The following is a 17,591-nucleotide window of genomic DNA, read 5'->3' as shown; positions in this document are numbered from 1 at the left end:
CTTTCGTTATGGCCCGTCCGCAGTCCGCCGCCGAATTCGACAAGAAGAAAGTCGTCGCCGAAAACCGGCGCGCTCGCTTCGACTATAGCATCGAACAGGTGTTCGAGGCGGGTATCGCCTTGCAGGGCACCGAGGTGAAGTCGCTGCGCTTCGGCGAGGGCACGATTGCGGAGAGCTATGCCGAGGTGACCGGCGGCGAGGTGTGGCTGATCAACGCCAACATCCCTGAATATAGCCACGGCAACCGGTTGAACCACGAGCCGAAGCGCCCACGCAAGCTGTTGCTCAACTGGCGCGAGATCAACAAGATGCACGCGGGCGTCGCGCGGCAGGGCATGACGCTCGTTCCCTTGAGCGTCTATTTCAACAGCCGCGGCCGCGCCAAGGTCGAGCTCGCGCTCGCCAAGGGCAAGAAGGCGCATGACAAGCGCGAGTCGATCAAGGAACGCGACTGGAAGCGCGACAAGCAGCGCCTGATGAAGGACCGCGGATGAGCGGCGAGGCGCATCCCGATCCAAAAGCCCGGGACAAGGCGACGGTGATGAACTGGATCCGCCGCAACTCGCCGACGCGCGAGGAACTGCTCGCGAGCCGGTTCGTGAAGCCGTTTGCCCATAGGGTGGCGCACAGCCATTTGTGGCGCTTTTCGCGCACCTCGGTGCGGCGCGGCACCGCGCTCGGGCTGTTCGTCGGCATCTTCTTCCTGATCCCGGGGGTGCAGATATTGGGGGTGGCGCTGCTCGCGCTGCCGTTCCGTGCCAATATCCCGATCGGCGCGGCGATGACCTTCCTCTCCAATCCGGTGACCACGCCTTTCATTCTCGCGGCGTCGATTTGGTTGGGCAGCTTCCTGTTCGGGCTGCACACCAATGTGTCGAACCTCTATATCCTCTACGACGAGGGCGCCTCGCTGATCGAGTGGTGGCACTGGTTCACCGCCAATGCAGGTACCGCGCTGCTCGGCGGACTTGCCGGGCTGTTCGTGATTTCGGCGGTGTCGGCGGTGATCGGCTATGTCCTCGCGTCGGTGATCTGGGACAATTGGATCCGCCTGCGCTGGCGGCGCAAATTGCACCGCGCGCGCGACAAACGACTTGAGGCATCGACGAGCGACACGGCCGCCGGTTGAACCACCCGCACGCGGGTTTATAGCTTCCCCATCGCAGATCGCCCCGCGCGCGTCGCTGGGCCAGTAACACCGGGGAAAATCATGACTCGTTCGATGCAAACATCGCGCCTGCTGGCGACCGTGGCGCTTGGCGCCCTACTGCTCGCCGCCGCGCCCGCGACCGCCAAGGAAAGGACTGCGGCATCCGCCCCCACGCAGCCCGCGCACAAGCCCGAACTCGGCGACTTCGGTTTCGATTCGACAGGCATGGACAAGAGCGTCCAGCCGGGCGACGATTTTTACGCTTACGCCAATGGCACCTGGGCCAAGAACACCGCGATCCCGGCCGACAAGTCGAATTACGGCATGTTCACCGCGCTTGGCGACCTGTCGCAAAAACGCACCCGCGAAATCCTCGACGTCGCCAAGGCCGATCCGGACAGCATGATCGGCCGCGCTTACTCTTCTTATCTCGACGGCGCGACGGTCGAATATAAGGGCCTCGCCCCGATCCAGCCCTGGCTCGGCAAGATCCGCAGCGTCGAGAAGGCGGGGCTCGCGCAGCTGCTCGCCGAGGCCGACCGCAGCGGCATCCAGCATTTCTTCGGCGGCTTCGTCGGCCAGGACGACAAGAACCCCGAGGTCTATATCTACACCATGTTCCAGGGCGGCATCGGCATGCCCGACCGCGACTTCTATCTGAAGGATGGCGAGCGCAACACCAAGCTGCAGGCGGCGTACCTCAAGCATCTGGAAAATGTTCTGACGCTTGCGGGCGAGAGCGATGCCGCGGCGCGCGCGCAGGCGATCTACGATTTCGAAAAGCAGGTCGCGACGGTCCATTGGGACAAGAACGACAGCAGCGACGCGACCAAGGTCTATAACAAGATGACGATCGGCGAGCTGGCACAGGCCGCGCCGGGCTTCGACTGGACGAGCTTCATCCGCGGTATCGGCGTCAAGGAGGATTCGCTCCTCGTGTCGCAGCCGAGCGCCTTCACGGGCGAGGCCAAGCTGCTCGCCGACGCGCCGATCGGCGTCATCCGCGACGCGCTGATCGTGCGCAGCCTCGACAGCTTCTCGGGTGTGCTGCCCGACGCGGTCGCGCAGGAGGCCTTCTCCTTCTACGGCACTGCATTGTCGGGCACGCCGCAGATGCAGGAGCGCTGGAAGCGCGCGGTCGACTTCACCACCGGCAATATGGGCGAAGCCGTCGGCCAGGACTATGTCGCGAAATATTTCCCGCCCGAGACCAAGGCGGCGATGGACGTGCTGGTCAAGAATGTGCTCGCGTCGATGGGAGACCGCATCGACGGCCTGGCGTGGATGCAGCCCGCGACCAAGGCCAAGGCGAAGACCAAGCTGTCAAAATTCACCACCAAGATCGGCTATCCCGACCGCTGGAAGGATTACAGCAAGCTCGAGATCAAGGCCGACGATCTGTTCGGCAACCAACTGCGTTCGAACCACTTCGCACACGACGACAATATCAGCCGCCTCGGCGGTCCGATCCGCCGCTGGGAATGGGGGATGACCCCGATGACGGTCAACGCCTATGCCAATTTCGGCATGAACGAGATCGTCTTCCCCGCCGCGATCCTGCAGCCGCCCTTCTTCGATCCCAATGCCGACGCGGCGATCAACTATGGCGGCATCGGCGCGGTGATCGGTCATGAAGTAAGCCATCATTTCGACGACCAGGGCGCGAAGTACGACGAGACCGGCAAGCTCGCCGACTGGTGGACGCCCGAGGATGTCGCGGCGTTCGAGGCAGCCGGGCAGGCGCTGATCGCGCAGTATAACGCCTATGAGGTGCTGCCCGGCGAGCATCTCGACGGCAAGTTCACGCTGGGCGAGAATATCGGCGACCTCGCCGGCCTCGCCGTCGCCTACGACGCCTACAAGAAGTCGCTCGGCGGTAAGGAAGCGCCGGTGATCGACGGGCTGACCGGCGACCAGCGCTTCTTCCTCGGCTGGGCGCAGGTGTGGCGGCGCAACTATCGCGAGCAGAATCTGTCGCAGCGGATCACGACCGATCCGCATTCGCCCTCGATCCAGCGGACTTGGGTCTCGCGCAACCTTGACCCTTGGTATAAGGCCTATCAGGTGCAGGAAGGGCAGAAGCTCTATCTGAAGCCCGGGGAACGCGTCCGCATCTGGTGACGCGATAAAGAGAAAGTCTGGCATTGACCGCGACGAGCCTGCCTTCCGCTGATCCCGACATCGGCAGGGGGGCGGGTTCCGGCGCAGTCTTGCCGGTGGTGGGCGGGCTGTCGCGCTTCGACGCGGCGCTGCTCGTCGGGCTCGCATTGCTGTCGGTCGGACTTTTGTTCTGGGCGACGCGCGACGCGGTGCTCGCCGCGGGGTTCCTCGGCGGCCTCGCACTCGCCGCGGGCGGCGCGATCCTGTTCCGCCGCCTGTTCCCCGCCGCGGCCGCCGGCGAGGCGGTGCTGCCCGACTGGACGATGCTGCGCACCGCGGTCGACCATGACGATGTCGGCGTCGCGGTGACCGACCGCGCCGGGCGGCTCGTCTGCGCCAACGACCTGTTCGCGACCTGGATGGGGGGCTTCGTCACCCCGCCGGGGCTGCCGCTCGAAGGGCGCGGCGCCGAACTGCTCAAGAACGCCGGCCGCGCCGCGTGGCGCGACGGCGAGGGCGGGGTCGACGAGCTCGCGGTCGGCACGCTGCACCTGCGCGCGCAGGTGATCCGCACCGGCCTGTCCGAAGATTATCTGGTGTGGCGCTTTTCGGCGGTCGAGCGGCTCGACCTGGTGACCGAGATCAGCCGCCACCTCGACGGCCCCGCGGGCCGCACGCTGGCGCAGGCGGGGGTGATGGCGGCACTGGTCAGCGCCGAGGGGCGACTGCGCGTCGCCAATCAGGCCTTCCTGCTGCGCGCGCTCGGCGAGGGCGACGCCAGCCATTATGCCGGGCGCGACGTCGCGCCGCTGCTGCGGCTCGACGATGCCGGGACGCTCTATTTCGGGCGCGAGGGCGATCGCGCACCGCCGGTGCGGCTGATCCAGATCCCGCTGATCCCCGCCGACAGCCACGGCCCGATGCTGCTCGCGCTGATCGACGAGGAAATCGGCGTGGCCGACCGCGGCACCGCGCAGACCTATGTCGAGACTTTACTGTCGCTGCTGCCCTTCGGGCTGGCGATGGTCGATCGCGACGGGCGCTTCCTCTATATGAACCGCGCCTTCGTTCGCGCGGCCGGGCTCAACGAGGCCAGGATGCCGCGCTATCCCGGCGATATCGTGGTCAACGAGGACAAGGGCCCGCTCGCCGACATGATCCGCCGCCACAGCAGCGGGCAGCAGGTCGGCGGCGACCTGTCGATCCGCCTCGCGGGGCAGGGCGATGAGCCGGTGTCGATGCGCGTCGTCGGGGTGCGCGGGCTGGGCGAGGCGGCGGTGCTGCTGAGTCTCAAGGATTCGAGCGAGGAATCGCGGCTGAAGCGCCAGGTCGCGCAGGCGTCGAAGATGCAGGCGGTCGGCCAGCTCGCCGGCGGCGTCGCGCACGACTTCAACAATATCCTGACCGCGGTGCTCGGCAGCTGCGACCTGATGCTGATGCGCCACACGCCGGGCGACAGCGACTATGACGACATCCAGCAGATCCGCAGCAACGCCAATCGCGCCGCCAGCCTGACGCGGCAATTGCTCGCCTTCTCGCGCCAGCAGACGTTGCGCCCGCAGATATTGCAGCTGCCCGACGTGATTTCGGAGGTGTCACACCTCCTGAAGCGCCTGATCGGCGAGTCGGTGCAATTGTCGGTGCGCCACGGGCGCGGACTGGGCGCGGTGCGCGCCGACCCGGGGCAGCTCGAGCAGGTGATCGTCAACCTCGCGGTCAACGCGCGCGACGCGATGGGCGGGCACGGCACGCTGACGATGGAGACCTATCCGGTGAGCGCCGCCGAAGTCCGCGCGATGGGCAGCGATATCATGCCCCCCGCCGATTACAGCGCCTTGAAGGTCAGCGATACCGGCAGCGGCATCCCCGCCGACGTGCTGCCCAAGATTTTCGAGCCGTTCTTCACGACCAAGGACGTCGGCAAGGGCACCGGGCTCGGCCTCTCGACCGTCTATGGCATCATCAAGCAGTCGGCGGGCTTCATCTTCGCCGACAGCAAGCCGGGCGAGGGGGCGAGCTTCACCATCTACCTGCCCGTGCACCGCGCCGAAAAGGATGCGCCCGCCGCCGCGCCGCCGCCGCCCAAGCCCAAGAAGAGCCAGTGGGGCACCGGCACGATCCTGCTCGTCGAGGACGAGGATATGGTACGCGCCGTTGCCGAGCGCGCGCTGACCCGCGCGGGCTATAATGTCGTCACCGCGTCGCAGGGCGAGGAGGGGATCGAACGCTTCGGCAGGATGGACAAGGTCGACCTGATCCTGACCGACGTGATGATGCCGACGATGGACGGACCCGCGATGGTCCGCATCCTGCGCGGCCAGCGTCCCGACCTGCCTGTTTTGTTCATGTCGGGCTATGCCGAGGAACAATTGCGCCAGTCGATCGATATTGACCATGTGTCCTTCCTCCCCAAACCCTTTTCGGTCGCGCAGCTGACCGAGGCGACCTCGGCGGCGCTCGACGCCGCTGCGCAGCGGGCCGCGCATGGCTGAGCGCCGCATCCTGCTCGTCGAGGACGATGTGCTGATCGGTATGATGCTCGCCGACATGTTCGACGCGCTCGGCTATCCCGAACCCGCGCAGGCGGCGAGCGTCGAGGATGCGCTCGCGGCGATCGCGGCCGGGCCGCTCGACGCGGCGCTGATCGACATCAACCTTGGCGACGCCAAGGGCTGGCCGGTCGCCGACGCGCTTGCGGCGCGCGAGATCCCCTTCGCCTTCACCTCGGGCGGGGGCGACGTGATTCCCCCGGCGCACGCGCATCGCATATTGGTGTCGAAGCCGTTTCGGCTGAGCGAGATCGAGGCGGTGCTGGGTGGGTTTTTTGGCGGTTAGCTGCGCGCAGTCGCGCATCCAGATTATTTTTGTTCTACTCTTGTTCCACTGGAACAAATGCCGTACACAGGTCCGGCGTTGCGATGCTTCTGCCTTCGCGATAGAGCAGGAAAGGGACGGTCATGGCCGGTCAATTGTCACTCGTGGATGTGGGGAAATCAGTGAATAGCTCGGACAGGCAGAAGGCGCTCGACGCCGCGCTGGCGCAGATCGATCGCGCCTTCGGCAAGGGCTCGGTGATGAAATTGGGCCAGAAGGAAGCGATGCAGGTCGAGTCGATCTCGACCGGCTCGCTCGGGCTCGACATCGCGCTCGGGGTCGGCGGTCTGCCGCGCGGCCGCGTCATCGAAATCTATGGTCCCGAAAGCTCGGGCAAGACGACCCTCGCGCTGCACACGCTCGCCGAGGCACAGAAGGGCGGCGGTACGGTCGCCTTCGTCGACGCCGAACATGCGCTCGACCCCGTCTATGCCAAGAAGCTCGGGGTCAATATCGACGAACTGATCGTGTCGCAGCCCGACACCGGCGAGCAGGCACTCGAAATCGTCGACACGCTCGTGCGCTCGAACGCGATCGACGTGCTCGTCGTCGACTCGGTCGCCGCGCTCGTCCCGCGCGCCGAAATCGAGGGCGAGATGGGCGACAGCCACGTCGGCCTGCAGGCGCGCCTGATGTCGCAGTCGCTGCGCAAGCTCACCGGCTCGATCAGCCGCTCGCGCTGCATGGTGATCTTCATCAACCAGCTGCGCATGAAGATCGGCGTTATGTACGGCAATCCCGAGACCACGACCGGCGGCAATGCGCTGAAATTCTACGCGTCGGTGCGTCTCGACATCCGCCGCACCGGCCAGATCAAGAATGGCGACGAGATCGTCGGCAACACGACGCGCGTCAAGGTTGTCAAGAACAAGGTCGCGCCGCCGTTCAAGCAGGTCGAGTTCGACATCATGTATGGGCAGGGCATTTCCAAGATCGGCGAGATTCTCGATCTGGGTGTCAAGGCCGGCATCGTCGAGAAATCGGGCGCCTGGTTCAGCTATGACTCGATCCGCATCGGGCAGGGTCGCGAGAATTCCAAGACCTTCCTCAAGGACAATCCGGAACTGATGGATCGGCTCGAAGCCGCGATCCGCAGCCGCACCGACGCGGTGGCCGAGGAAATGATGGCCGGCCCCGACGACGAGGGCGACGACGACTGATAGCCTCGGCCGCCCCGGTCCTTATGACCGGTGCGGCCCACCAACGGCGGCGGGTTCCTTGCCCCTCGGTCTGCGCCCTCTCGTGACCGGCCCGCCCGCCGTTGGCCTTGCGCGACCCCTGCGAGCGGCTACAGAAGGGCGATGCCCGCGATCCGCCTCTTCGGCCTGCCCACCGACATCAACAGCAGCTTCGAACGCGGCGCCGCGCGCGGCCCCGCGGCGATCCGCGCGCAATTGTGGAGCGAGCGCGGCAATATGGCGAGCGAGCTCGGTCCCGAGCTCGGCACCGACATCGCCTTCGCCGACGACGGCGACCTCGCGCTGACCGAGGACACCCCGCGCGACGACGCGATGATCCGCCGTCACGTCGCGCTGGTGCACGAAGATGGCGAAATCCCGCTCGCGCTCGGCGGCGACCATGCGGTGACCTTCCCGCTCGTCGAGGCCGCCGCGGCCTGCTTCGGCCCGCTCAATATCCTCCACATTGACGCGCATCCCGACCTCTACGATGATTTCGCCGGCAACCCCCGCAGCCACGCCTCGCCCTTCGCGCGCATCTGTGACGGCGGCCACGCCAAGCGGCTGGTGCAGGTCGGCGTTCGCACCCTGACGCGCCACTGCCGTGAGCAGGCCGACCGCTTCGGGGTCGAGATCATCCCGATGACGGGCTTCGCGCCCGGAGCGGTGCCGGTATTGGATGGGCCGCTCTATATCTCGATCGACATGGACGGCATCGACCCGTCGGCGGCGCCCGGCGTCGCGCATCCCGAACCCGGCGGGCTCACCGTGCGCGAACTGCTCGCCGTGCTGCACAAACAGACTGCGCCGATCGTCGGCGCCGACATCGTCGAGCATCATCCCGGCCGCGACATCGGCGACGTCACCGCGATCCTCGGCGCCAAGCTGGTGCGCGAACTCGCGGCGCTGATCGACCGCAACGGATCTTATAAGCCCTAACAGGAGAGCGACATGAGCCTGATCGTCCACCATCTGAACAACAGCCGCTCGCAGCGCATCCTGTGGCTGCTCGAGGAACTCGGCGCGCCCTATGCGATCAGGCACTACCAGCGCGACGCCGCGACCAACCTCGCGCCGCCCGAGCTCAAGGCGATCCACCCGCTCGGCAAATCGCCGCTGCTCGAAGATTCGGGGCGGGTGATTCAAGAATCGGGCGCGATTGCCGAATATCTGTGTGAAAATTACGGCGGCGAGGCGTTCGTCCCGGCGCGCGGCACCGACGACCATGTCCGCCACCTCGAGCTGATCCATTTCGCCGAGGGGTCGGCGATGACGCCGATCCTGCTCAACATCTATCTGGGCCGCCTCGGCGACGCCGCCGCGCCGGTCAAGCCGCGCATCGAAGAACAGTTGGGCGCGCATTTCGCCTATCTCGAAGACGAACTCGGCGATTCGGGTCATTTCATCGGCGACAGCCTGTCGGCGGCGGACATCATGTTGAGCTTCCCCGCCGAAGTCGCGGCGATGGGCGGCGCGGCGCGCTATCCCAAACTCGCGGCGTTCGTCGCGGCGATGCACGCGCGCCCCGCCTGGCAGGCGGCGCGCGCGAAGGGCGGGGCCTATTTTGTCTTCTGAGGCCGGCTTGCGCATCGCGGCGTTGATGTTGGCGTTCGGCCTGGCAGCACCCGCCGCCGCCGAGCCCGCAGTGCTCGATCCCGCGGTCGAGCGCAGCGTCGAGACCTTCGGCGCGGCCGCTTTCACCCCGACCGCGGACGACGAAAGCGCCGCGATGGCCCGCCTCGCCGACTATACGCTCGCGCTCGAAAAGCGCGATTTCGCGACCGCCTATGCGATGCTCAGCCTGACGCGGCAGGCCGCGACGCCGCGGCTCGAATGGGAGGGCAATCTGCGCAAGCAGGACGGGCTGTGGGCCGACGGCCGCATCCGGATATTGCGATTGCAATGGTATCTCGATCCGCCGGCGCAGACCCCCGGGCTCTACGCGGCCTTCGACTTTCGCGGCGACCGGCCCGACGGGACGATGGATTGCGGCTATATCGTCGCCCACCGCGCCGCGCCCGGCGGCGCCTTTGCCGTGGCCAGCAGCAATGTGTCGATCGTGCCGCCCGAGCTGATCGAGGACGGCGTGCCCAAGGCCGATGTGCTGCGCCAGCTGCCCTGTTACCTGGGCAAGGGCGTCGCGACCGCGCTCTGATCCGACCGCGCTGAAACCCAAGGAATTTCGGCTTGCCGCGCCGAACGCGGCGCGGCAAGGTTCGCGCGCTGCCGCCCGGCGGCTTGCGGTGGGGGAAATTCGATGGCGATGATGGCACTGGCATTGCTGGCGGCGGCGGCCGGCCAGCCCGAAATCAAGGTCGCGCCGGTGCCCGGAAAGGGCTTCGTCGCGACGGTCGCGCTGATCGACGCCGATCAATATGACGCGACCATCGACCGCATCAAGATACTGGCGACCCAGCGCTGCGGCAGCCTCAAGGTGCGGTTCGGGCGCTATTATTTCGACAACCAGATCGACGTCGATCGCGGCGTCACCGTGATCAAGGATTTTCGCCAGAATTTCTCGTGTTTCGACCCCGCGACCGATCCGTACAAGCCGGTCCCCGCCGACTGGAAGGCGAGCGCCGCCGAAGTTACCGCGGCGACGGCATTCGCCAAACGATTCGTCGACAATCTGGACGCCGGCAATGGCGCGGCGCTGGCCGCGATGATGGATCCCGCGCTCGAGACGACGACCGCCGAGATGAAGCGCTTCAGCGAGGAAGCGAAAATGCACCAGACCGGGCCCGGCGCGTTCACGGTGCGGCTCGACGGCTGGCTCAACAATCCCGAGGATGCCGCCTATCCGGGTGCTTATGCTTTTTTCGCGGTGATCAGCAGCCATCCGGGGATCGCGGGGACGTGCGGCGGGCTGCTGCTCTATCGCGAGCGGACGGGTGTCTACAAAATCTCGCAATATGACGTGCGCTATGTCTCGCAGGCTCTGATCGACGAGGAAGGCTATAGCGACGAGGAGCTCAACCGGCTCTGCCAGCGCTAGGCCCGGTCCAACGCAAGCATCACGCTTGAGAAAAGCCGCGTAGCGCACTAGATCGCGCGCATGACTTCGACCAACGACATTCGCCGCTCGTTCCTCGACTATTTCGCGGGGACCGGCCACCATATCGAGCCGTCGGCGCCGCTGGTGCCGTACAACGACCCGACTTTGATGTTCGTCAACGCCGGGATGGTGCCGTTCAAGAATGTCTTCACCGGGCTGGAGAAGCGGCCGTACAGCACCGCGGCGTCGTCGCAGAAATGCGTGCGCGCGGGCGGCAAGCACAACGACCTCGACAATGTCGGCTTCACCGCGCGCCACCACACCTTCTTTGAAATGCTGGGGAATTTCTCCTTCGGCGATTATTTCAAGGAACAGGCGATCCACCATGCCTGGACGCTGATCACCAAGAGCTGGGGCCTCAGCCCCGACCGGCTGACCGCGACCGTCTATCACACCGACGACGAGGCGTTCGACCTGTGGAAGAAGATCGCGGGGCTGCCCGAGGAGCGGATCATCCGCATTCCGACCAGCGACAACTTCTGGTCGATGGGCGACACCGGGCCGTGCGGGCCGTGCAGCGAGATCTTCTACGACCATGGCGACCATATCTGGGGCGGCCCGCCAGGGTCGGCGGAGGAAGACGGCGACCGCTTCGTCGAGATCTGGAACCTGGTGTTCATGCAATATGAGCAGCTGCCGGGCGGCGAGCGCGTCGACCTGCCGCGGCCGAGCATCGACACCGGCATGGGGCTCGAGCGCGTCGCGGCGGTGCTGCAGGGCGTCACCGACAATTATGACACCGACACTTTCAAGGCGCTGATCGCGGCGTCGGTCGACCAGACCGGCGTGCCCGCCGACGAAGCGCACAAGGCCAGTCACCGCGTGATCGCCGATCATTTGCGCGCGTCGAGCTTCCTGATCGCCGACGGCGTGCTGCCGTCGAACGAGGGCCGCGGCTATGTGCTGCGCCGGATCATGCGCCGCGCGATGCGCCATGCGCATCTGCTCGGCGCCAAGGATCCGCTGATGTACCGGCTGCTGCCGTCGCTGACCGCCGAGATGGGCGCCGCCTATCCCGAGTTGATCCGCGCGCAGCCGCTGATCGCCGAAACGCTGGAGCGTGAGGAAACCAGGTTCCGCCAGACGCTCGACAAGGGCCTGCGGTTGCTCGACGAGGCGACGATGGGCATGAGCGCCGGCGCGACGCTGCCCGGCGACGTCGCGTTCAAGCTCTACGACACGTTCGGCTTCCCCTATGATTTGACCGAGGATGCGCTGCGTACGCAGGACATCGCGGTCGACCGCGCGGGGTTCGACGCGGCGATGGCGCAGCAGAAGGCGGCGGCGCGCGCGGCGTGGAAGGGCAGCGGGCAGAAGGCGTCGGAAGAAATCTGGTTCGACCTGGCCGAGGCCAACGGCAGCACCGAATTCACTGGCTATGGGTCGACAGAAGGCGATGCGACGGTCGTTGCCCTGGTGAAGGACGGGGTTCCGGTCCAGGAAGCGGAGGCCGGCGACAAACTGGTCGTGCTTACGAACCAGACACCATTTTATGGCGAGAGCGGCGGGCAAATGGGCGATACCGGATCGCTCTATACGTCGGATGGAACACGGGCGATCATCAGTGACACCGGCAAGCCGCTCGGCCGACTCCATACGCATCAGGCGGAATTGACCAGCGGCAAACTGCGCGTGGGGGACACGATTCATCTTAGCGTCGACGCCGAACGCCGCGACCGCATCCGCGCCAATCACAGCGCGACGCATCTGCTGCACGCGGCGCTCCGCAACCGGCTCGGCGGGCATGTGACGCAGAAGGGCAGCCTGGTCGCCGAGGACCGTTTCCGCTTCGACTTTTCGCACCCCAAGGCGCTGAGTGCCGAGGAAATCGCCGATGTAGAGGCCGATGTGAACGCGCAGATCCGCAGCAACGAGGCGGTGACGACACGGCTGATGACCCCCGACGACGCGGTCGCCGCGGGCGCGCTGGCGCTGTTCGGCGAGAAATATGGCGACGAGGTGCGGGTGCTCAGCATGGGGCATGGCGACGATCATCATTATTCGGTCGAGCTTTGCGGCGGGACGCATGTCCGCGCGCTGGGCGATATCGCGCTGTTCAAGATCGTCGGCGAATCGGCGGTATCGTCGGGTGTGCGGCGCATCGAGGCACTGACCGGCGAAGCGGCGCGGCAGTGGCTGAACGGCCGCGACGAGGCGCTGAAGGCGGCCGCCGCAGCCCTCAAGACCTCGCCTGACGAGGTGCCGGCGCGCGTCGCGGCGCTCGCCGAGCAACTCAAGAAGGCCGAGCGCGAACTCGCCGATACGAAGAAGGCGCTCGCGCTTAGTGGTTCTGGGGGCGGCGGCGGCGGTGCCGCGGCGGGTCCGGCGGTCGAGCAGGTCGGTGACACCGCCTTCCTGGCGCAGGTCGTCGACGGGCTCGATCCCAAGGAACTCCGCGGCACGGTCGACGGGCTCAAAAAGCAGGTCGGCAGCGGCGTGGCGATGCTCGTCGCGGTCAACGACGGGCGCGCTTCGGTCGCGGTCGGCGTCACCGAGGGTGTGCCGCATAATGCCGTCGACCTGGTCAAGGCAGCGGTCGCGGCGCTCGGCGGGCAGGGCGGCGGCGGGCGCCCCGACATGGCGCAGGGCGGCGGGCCGAACGGCGACGCGGCGAATGACGCCGTCGCGGCGGTCAAGGCCGCGCTCGCTTGAAACCCACCAAGAAGACGCGGCGCACCGACCATGCCGAGCGGCTGATCGCGGCGCCGCTGGTCGACGTCTTTGCGGCCTTCACCAGCGCGGCAAAGCTCGCGCAGTGGTTGCCGCCCGAAGGGGCGACGGGGACGTTCGAGCATATCGACCTGCGCGCGGGCGGCGGCTTTCTGATGCGGCTGACCTTCGACGACGCCGATGTCGAGACCAAGAGCGACGACGATAGCGATGTCGTGGAAGTCTATATTCCGACCCTCGACGACGGGCGGCTGGTGGTGTGGGAGGTCGAATTCATATCCGACGACCCGCGCTTTTCGGGGACGATGGCGATGCACTGGTATCTGTCGCGGCAGAGCGGCGGCACGCTGGTGACGATCGACGCGCATCAGGTGCCGCCGGGAATTTCGGCGAAGGACCATCTGGAGGGACTGAACTCGTCGCTGGCGAATCTGGCGCGGGTGGTGGAAGCGGGTTGAGGCACGTCCTCTCCCCTTCAGGGGAGAGGTAGCGCAGCTTGCTCCGGCAGGAGCTAGCGAAGCTCGGAGAGGGGCTTGGCCTCGGGCCGGCGTTCCCCTCTCCAACTCCGGCTAGGCGCTTTGCGCCAAGCCTGCGTATCCTCTCCCCTGAAGGGGAGAGGGCTTTGCCTCAACTCTCCACCCCCTTTGCCTTCCCCCACGCCCTGGCGGCCGTGTAGCCGAGATAGCCGGTGCCGAAGAGCGCGTAGAGCGGTTCGGGGATGCCCGCGAGATAGGCGTTCATGCCCTCGGCGATGCCCCGGGCCATGTCGGGGCGCGCGGCGGCGATCAGCCCCATCGGGATCGCCCAGAGCAAGAGCGCATACATGACATAGAGGAAGCTCGGCCGTGCGCGGCTGGTCCAGGGATCGGCGCTGTTCGCCTCGGCGACGATCGCCGCCATGCGCGTCCGGATCGCCTCCATCTCCTGGCTGCCCTCGAGCTTCAGCAGCTCGAGCTTGGCGCGGTCGCGCGCCTCGGGGTCGGGGATGATCTTGTCGATCAGCTTGGCGACGGGGCCGATCAGACCTTCGATAATGCTCATTTTATGCTCCATGATGTCAAAGTTCAGTAAAGTTCAGCCCAATGACGCGCTTTCACGCGTCGCTCTGTCCGATGCGGCCCGCGAGCCAGCCGTAGAGAAAGGCCTCCTGGCTGGGGCGGCGTTCGGCGAGCGCGATATAGCGCTCGCCTTGCAGCGCCTCGATCGCGCGCCGCAGCACCGTCTCGCCGCCGGCGCCGCGCACGCGGAGGAAGGCGTCGAGCGCCGACAGGGTGCGTGGGCCGAGTTCGCGGTCGACCGCGATATCGGGATAGTCGCGCGCGGCGCGGTTGAGCGCGTTGAGCGCGCGCTGGAGGAAGCCGGTCGCGGTGCCGCACCCCATGTTGACGCCGGTGTCGAACAGTTCGGCGGCGATGTCGGGCGCGCGGCGCGCGACGCGGTCGAAGCCGGGGCGCTGCCAATAGAGGCGGCGGTAGATGGCGGCGGCGGCTTCGCGCGGCAGGTCGCGCATGGTGCCGCCATAACCCTCGGCGCGCGCGACCGCCTGGGTGATGCCCCAGCAGGTCGGACCGCCGCGGTCGGCGGGGTGGTTTACATAGCGGCCTTCGCGGTCGATGACGGCTTCGATCAGCGCGTCGGCGTCGAGATCGGCGCGGTGGGGTCTGGGCATGATTCGCGTCTCCGGTTTGATGATTCGGTGTGAATGAACCATATGGGTGTTTTTTAGGAAAGGTTTTTCTCCATGCGCGCATTGTCGGTCAGCGAATTGGCGGAAGACCATGGCGGCTGCGCGCTCGTCGACCTGGCCGTCCCCGAGCCGGGACCGGGCGAGGTGCGGGTGCGGGTGCGCGCGGCGGGGATCAATTTTCCCGACCTGTTGATGACGCGCGGTGCCTATCAGCTGAAACCCGAACTGCCCTTTACGCCGGGGCTGGAGTTCGCTGGCGACGTCGATGCGCTCGGCGCGGGCGTGAACGGCTGGCAGGCGGGGGATGCAGTGATCGGCGGCAACCGCTTCGGCGCGATGGGCGAGTATATCGTCGTCCCCGCGGCGAACCTGCGGCCGAAGCCCGCGCGGCTGAGCTGGGAGGAGGCCGCAGCCTATGGCGTCGCCTATCTGACCGCCTGGGTGGCGCTCACCCGCTGCGGGCAGGTGCAGGCGGGCGAATGGGTGCTGGTGCACGGCGCGGCGGGGGGCGTCGGGCTGGCGACGGTCGACCTGGCGCAGGCGCTGGGCGCGCGGGTGATCGCGGCGGCGAGCAGCGAAGAAAAGCGCGCAATGCTGACCGAACTCTACGCGCCCGATGCGGTGATCGGCGGCGCGCCGGGGTTTCGCGAGACGGTCAAGGCGCTCACCGGCGGCAGGGGCGCCGATGTCATCTTCGATCCCGTGGGCGGCGATATATTCGACGAATCGACGCGCTGCATCGCCTTCGGGGGGCGGCTGCTGGTGATCGGCTTCGCGTCGGGGCGGATTCCGGAGGTGTCGGTCAACATGCCGCTGATCAAGGGTTTTTCGGTCGTCGGCGTGCGCGCGGGCGAATATGGCCGCCGCTTTCCCGCGCGCGGGGCGGAGAATATCGCAGCGATCGACGCGCTGGCGGCGGAAGGGAAAATCCGGCCGCACGTCCACGCCGCGCTCGACCTTTCCGACTGGCGCGAAGGCTTTGCGATGATCGAGCGGCGCGAAGTGGTGGGCAAGGTAATTCTGACCGTCTGACGCCGGGCTCCGCCTGCAGACGAGCCGCCGTGCAATCGCGGCGACCCGCGCGGGCGTCCTATGGCCTTGCGACAATCGGACCGTCATAGCGGCGCCGGGGGGTGACGGCGGCCACGCCGCCCTACCGAAAGGAATTGACGTGAAGACATTGCTACTCATCGCGGCCCCGCTCGCGCTGGCCACATCGGCCGCCTATGCGGCGGAACCGGCGGGCGATGGCGACGCCCTGTTCGTCAAGCTCGACGCCAATGGCGACGGCAAGATCGACAAGGCCGAGCTGACCAAGGCGCATGAGGCCAAGGCGGCCGAGAAGGGCGACAAGACGCCGGTCGACGGCGCGAAGATCGACGAGATGATCAAGCGGCTCGACACCAATGGCGATGGCGCGGTCGACAAGGCCGAAATGGCGGCGATGCGCAAGGCGCCCGCCCCGGGCGCCGAAGAGAAGCGCTGATGTGAGGAAGGCGGCGGTCCCCGGGCTGCCGCCGACCGCGGTGGGTCAGGCGAGCCGGATCGCCTGGACGAGGAAACCGAGCCCGACGAGCGTGACGATCCAGCGGCGGCAGCCACGGAAATGCGCCTCGCTGATCCGGTCGAGGATTTTGCGCCGACCATGATGCCCGCCATCGACGCGACGATCGCCCTCGGCCGCGAGAAGGTGCCGCTAATTGCTGCGTTGGCGGAGGCTTGCAGGGGAAAAGCCGAAACGGCTCTTGAAGGCGTTCGACAGATGCGCCTGGTCGGCGAAGCCGCACCGGTGTGCGATGTCGATCAGCGGCGCGCCGCGACGCGCGAGGTCCATCGCGGTCGACAGGCGGATGTCCTGCAGGAAGCCGTGCGGCGTGACCCCGACCTCGCGCTTGAACTCGCGCGCGAAATGGGCGCAGGAATAGCCGAGCCGGTCGGCCATGTCCTGCACCCCGATCTTCGCCTCGAGGTTGTTTTCGATCCAAACGCGCAGGTCGGCGACCATATAGGGCGCGATGCCGCCGCGCGCCGAGGCGGCGGAGGGCGCGGGCGCGCGCTGGTGCAGCGCCATCATGAAGCTGTCGATCAGTGACTGCGCGAGCGCGCGGTCGCCGCTGGTGTCGCGCCGTTCGTGGCAGAGCTGCTCGATCAGCGCCCGGAACAGCAAAGTCAGCATCTGGTCATGGTCCGACCAGCCCGCCGTGTCGGCCGGACCCCGCCGCGACCCCAGCGCCGGATGGTCGACGATCGCAAAGGCCCAGCGCGTCCACAGGTCGTGGCGGATGTTGAGCGGGGTGCCCGCGGGGTGGATGAACAATTGGTGCGAGGGCAGGGCGGCCGGGACCCATTCGCCGTCTTCGTAAATCTCGACCGCGATCGGCTGGCCGGTGATCTGCATCCCGATCAGATGGCCCTGCAGCATCAGCGAGCGGACGTCGCAGCCGCGGTTGTGCCCGATCTCGAGATGGAGCCCGCGCCAGCCCTTTTCGGCCGAACAACGTTCGACGACCAGGTCCGACTGGTGCCGCGCATAAATGGCGCGATCGCTCTTAAAGAAGCTTCCCAGCATCCTCACCTCCCGCGAGGCCGCGCTTTGCTGCACGGTCCCCGATCCAGCTATCGCCCATTCCGCGATGGGCGTCACCTAGTCAGTCGATTAATTAGCAGGATTCTACAAAATAGCAGGATTCGTCAAGAGCCGGGCGCGTCGCCTGCCTAAGAACGCGGCATGAGACCGGCGACCTTCCATAGTCCGCGCATGCCTGCGGCCCCGAAAATGCACACCCACCTTGACCGTTTGGAGTCGGAGAGCATTCACATAATGCGTGAGGTTTTGGCGGATGCGGTGGCTCCGGTGATGTTGTATTCGGTGGGCAA

Annotated in this window: 17 protein-coding genes and 1 pseudogene; 15 read left to right on the top strand and 3 right to left on the bottom strand. The window is 66.8% G+C overall.

Annotated elements, in window-relative coordinates; translation table 11 throughout:
• Positions 1 to 8: 8 nt before the first annotated feature.
• From smpB to AC1RNQ_RS04995, 12 genes are all read left to right on the top strand, one after another.
• Positions 9 to 494, top strand: a complete 486-nt coding sequence (gene smpB, locus AC1RNQ_RS05050) for an SsrA-binding protein SmpB (protein ID WP_077028920.1) — start codon at positions 9 to 11, stop codon at positions 492 to 494.
• A complete protein-coding gene (locus AC1RNQ_RS05045) occupies positions 491 to 1,129 on the top strand; it encodes a DUF2062 domain-containing protein (protein WP_493169427.1) in 639 nt (212 codons plus the stop codon). Before smpB ends, AC1RNQ_RS05045 begins: the two co-directional genes overlap by 4 nt.
• An 81-nt stretch (positions 1,130 to 1,210) precedes the next feature.
• A complete protein-coding gene (locus AC1RNQ_RS05040; RefSeq protein ID WP_493169425.1) occupies positions 1,211 to 3,271 on the top strand; it encodes a M13 family metallopeptidase in 2,061 nt (686 codons plus the stop codon).
• A gap of 95 nt (positions 3,272 to 3,366) precedes the next feature.
• Positions 3,367 to 5,742, top strand: a complete 2,376-nt coding sequence (locus AC1RNQ_RS05035; protein ID WP_493170582.1) for a hybrid sensor histidine kinase/response regulator — start codon at positions 3,367 to 3,369, stop codon at positions 5,740 to 5,742.
• Complete coding sequence (locus AC1RNQ_RS05030) at positions 5,735 to 6,085, top strand: response regulator (RefSeq protein ID WP_493169424.1); 351 nt, start codon at positions 5,735 to 5,737, stop codon at positions 6,083 to 6,085. Before AC1RNQ_RS05035 ends, AC1RNQ_RS05030 begins: the two co-directional genes overlap by 8 nt.
• A 122-nt stretch (positions 6,086 to 6,207) precedes the next feature.
• Complete coding sequence (gene recA / locus AC1RNQ_RS05025; RefSeq protein WP_493169423.1) at positions 6,208 to 7,284, top strand: recombinase RecA; 1,077 nt, start codon at positions 6,208 to 6,210, stop codon at positions 7,282 to 7,284.
• Between the two features lie 141 nt (positions 7,285 to 7,425).
• Positions 7,426 to 8,241 carry an agmatinase gene (gene speB / locus AC1RNQ_RS05020; protein ID WP_493169421.1) on the top strand — a complete coding sequence of 272 codons (816 nt, stop codon included), beginning with the start codon at positions 7,426 to 7,428 and terminating at the stop codon, positions 8,239 to 8,241.
• 12 nt (positions 8,242 to 8,253) lie between these two features.
• Entirely contained in the window at positions 8,254 to 8,877 is a 624-nt protein-coding gene (locus tag AC1RNQ_RS05015) for a glutathione S-transferase family protein (protein ID WP_493169420.1), read from the top strand.
• A 25-nt stretch (positions 8,878 to 8,902) separates the two neighbouring features.
• The gene (locus AC1RNQ_RS05010; RefSeq protein WP_493169419.1) at positions 8,903 to 9,457 is read left to right on the top strand and encodes a hypothetical protein; all 555 of its coding nucleotides are present in this window, start codon (positions 8,903 to 8,905) and stop codon (positions 9,455 to 9,457) included.
• A gap of 102 nt (positions 9,458 to 9,559) precedes the next feature.
• Complete coding sequence (locus AC1RNQ_RS05005) at positions 9,560 to 10,297, top strand: hypothetical protein (RefSeq protein ID WP_493169417.1); 738 nt, start codon at positions 9,560 to 9,562, stop codon at positions 10,295 to 10,297.
• 60 nt (positions 10,298 to 10,357) lie between these two features.
• Positions 10,358 to 13,009, top strand: coding sequence for an alanine--tRNA ligase (gene alaS, locus AC1RNQ_RS05000; protein WP_493169416.1), 2,652 nt, complete (start codon positions 10,358 to 10,360; stop codon positions 13,007 to 13,009).
• Positions 13,006 to 13,485, top strand: coding sequence for an SRPBCC family protein (locus AC1RNQ_RS04995; RefSeq protein WP_493169414.1), 480 nt, complete (start codon positions 13,006 to 13,008; stop codon positions 13,483 to 13,485). Before alaS ends, AC1RNQ_RS04995 begins: the two co-directional genes overlap by 4 nt.
• A gap of 169 nt (positions 13,486 to 13,654) precedes the next feature.
• Here the strand turns inward: AC1RNQ_RS04995 and AC1RNQ_RS04990 are convergent, their stop codons facing one another.
• Both AC1RNQ_RS04990 and AC1RNQ_RS04985 read right to left on the bottom strand, forming a co-directional pair.
• Positions 13,655 to 14,068: a holin family protein gene (locus tag AC1RNQ_RS04990; RefSeq protein WP_077028929.1), complete on the bottom strand. Its 414-nt coding sequence runs from the start codon at positions 14,066 to 14,068 to the stop codon at positions 13,655 to 13,657.
• A 52-nt stretch (positions 14,069 to 14,120) separates the two neighbouring features.
• Entirely contained in the window at positions 14,121 to 14,696 is a 576-nt protein-coding gene (locus AC1RNQ_RS04985) for a glycoside hydrolase family 108 protein (RefSeq protein WP_493169413.1), read from the bottom strand.
• Positions 14,697 to 14,768: 72 nt separating this feature from the next.
• Between AC1RNQ_RS04985 and AC1RNQ_RS04980 the strand changes: the two genes are divergently transcribed.
• Positions 14,769 to 15,746: an NADPH:quinone oxidoreductase family protein gene (locus tag AC1RNQ_RS04980; protein WP_493169411.1), complete on the top strand. Its 978-nt coding sequence runs from the start codon at positions 14,769 to 14,771 to the stop codon at positions 15,744 to 15,746.
• A 139-nt stretch (positions 15,747 to 15,885) separates the two neighbouring features.
• Positions 15,886 to 16,200 (top strand): EF-hand domain-containing protein, encoded by a 315-nt coding sequence (locus AC1RNQ_RS04975; RefSeq protein WP_493169409.1) that lies wholly within the window; start codon positions 15,886 to 15,888, stop codon positions 16,198 to 16,200.
• Between the two features lie 210 nt (positions 16,201 to 16,410).
• Here the strand turns inward: AC1RNQ_RS04975 and AC1RNQ_RS04970 are convergent, their stop codons facing one another.
• Positions 16,411 to 17,283, bottom strand: coding sequence for a helix-turn-helix transcriptional regulator (locus tag AC1RNQ_RS04970; protein WP_493169407.1), 873 nt, complete (start codon positions 17,281 to 17,283; stop codon positions 16,411 to 16,413).
• 189 nt (positions 17,284 to 17,472) lie between these two features.
• Here AC1RNQ_RS04970 and AC1RNQ_RS04965 point away from each other — a divergent pair.
• A pseudogene (locus AC1RNQ_RS04965) lies at positions 17,473 to 17,591 on the top strand (sulfate adenylyltransferase subunit CysD); the annotation flags it as partial.

Source organism: Sphingopyxis sp. GW821-FHT12F08, assembly GCF_058806755.1.
This window is presented reverse-complemented; position numbering and strand designations above follow the sequence as displayed.

Excerpts from the sequence above, each read along its gene's own strand:
- smpB (WP_077028920.1), top strand. The coding sequence starts at position 9 with ATGGCCCGTCCGCAGTCCGCCGCCGAATTCGACAAGAAGAAAGTCGTC.
- AC1RNQ_RS05045 (WP_493169427.1), top strand. The coding sequence starts at position 491 with ATGAGCGGCGAGGCGCATCCCGATCCAAAAGCCCGGGACAAGGCGACG.
- AC1RNQ_RS05040 (WP_493169425.1), top strand. The coding sequence starts at position 1,211 with ATGACTCGTTCGATGCAAACATCGCGCCTGCTGGCGACCGTGGCGCTT.
- AC1RNQ_RS05030 (WP_493169424.1), top strand. The coding sequence starts at position 5,735 with ATGGCTGAGCGCCGCATCCTGCTCGTCGAGGACGATGTGCTGATCGGT.
- recA (WP_493169423.1), top strand. The coding sequence starts at position 6,208 with ATGGCCGGTCAATTGTCACTCGTGGATGTGGGGAAATCAGTGAATAGC.
- speB (WP_493169421.1), top strand. The coding sequence starts at position 7,426 with ATGCCCGCGATCCGCCTCTTCGGCCTGCCCACCGACATCAACAGCAGC.
- AC1RNQ_RS05015 (WP_493169420.1), top strand. The coding sequence starts at position 8,254 with ATGAGCCTGATCGTCCACCATCTGAACAACAGCCGCTCGCAGCGCATC.
- AC1RNQ_RS05010 (WP_493169419.1), top strand. The coding sequence starts at position 8,903 with ATGTTGGCGTTCGGCCTGGCAGCACCCGCCGCCGCCGAGCCCGCAGTG.
- AC1RNQ_RS05005 (WP_493169417.1), top strand. The coding sequence starts at position 9,560 with ATGGCGATGATGGCACTGGCATTGCTGGCGGCGGCGGCCGGCCAGCCC.
- alaS (WP_493169416.1), top strand. The coding sequence starts at position 10,358 with ATGACTTCGACCAACGACATTCGCCGCTCGTTCCTCGACTATTTCGCG.
- AC1RNQ_RS04990 (WP_077028929.1), bottom strand. The coding sequence starts at position 14,068 with ATGAGCATTATCGAAGGTCTGATCGGCCCCGTCGCCAAGCTGATCGAC.
- AC1RNQ_RS04985 (WP_493169413.1), bottom strand. The coding sequence starts at position 14,696 with ATGCCCAGACCCCACCGCGCCGATCTCGACGCCGACGCGCTGATCGAA.
- AC1RNQ_RS04980 (WP_493169411.1), top strand. The coding sequence starts at position 14,769 with ATGCGCGCATTGTCGGTCAGCGAATTGGCGGAAGACCATGGCGGCTGC.
- AC1RNQ_RS04970 (WP_493169407.1), bottom strand. The coding sequence starts at position 17,283 with ATGCTGGGAAGCTTCTTTAAGAGCGATCGCGCCATTTATGCGCGGCAC.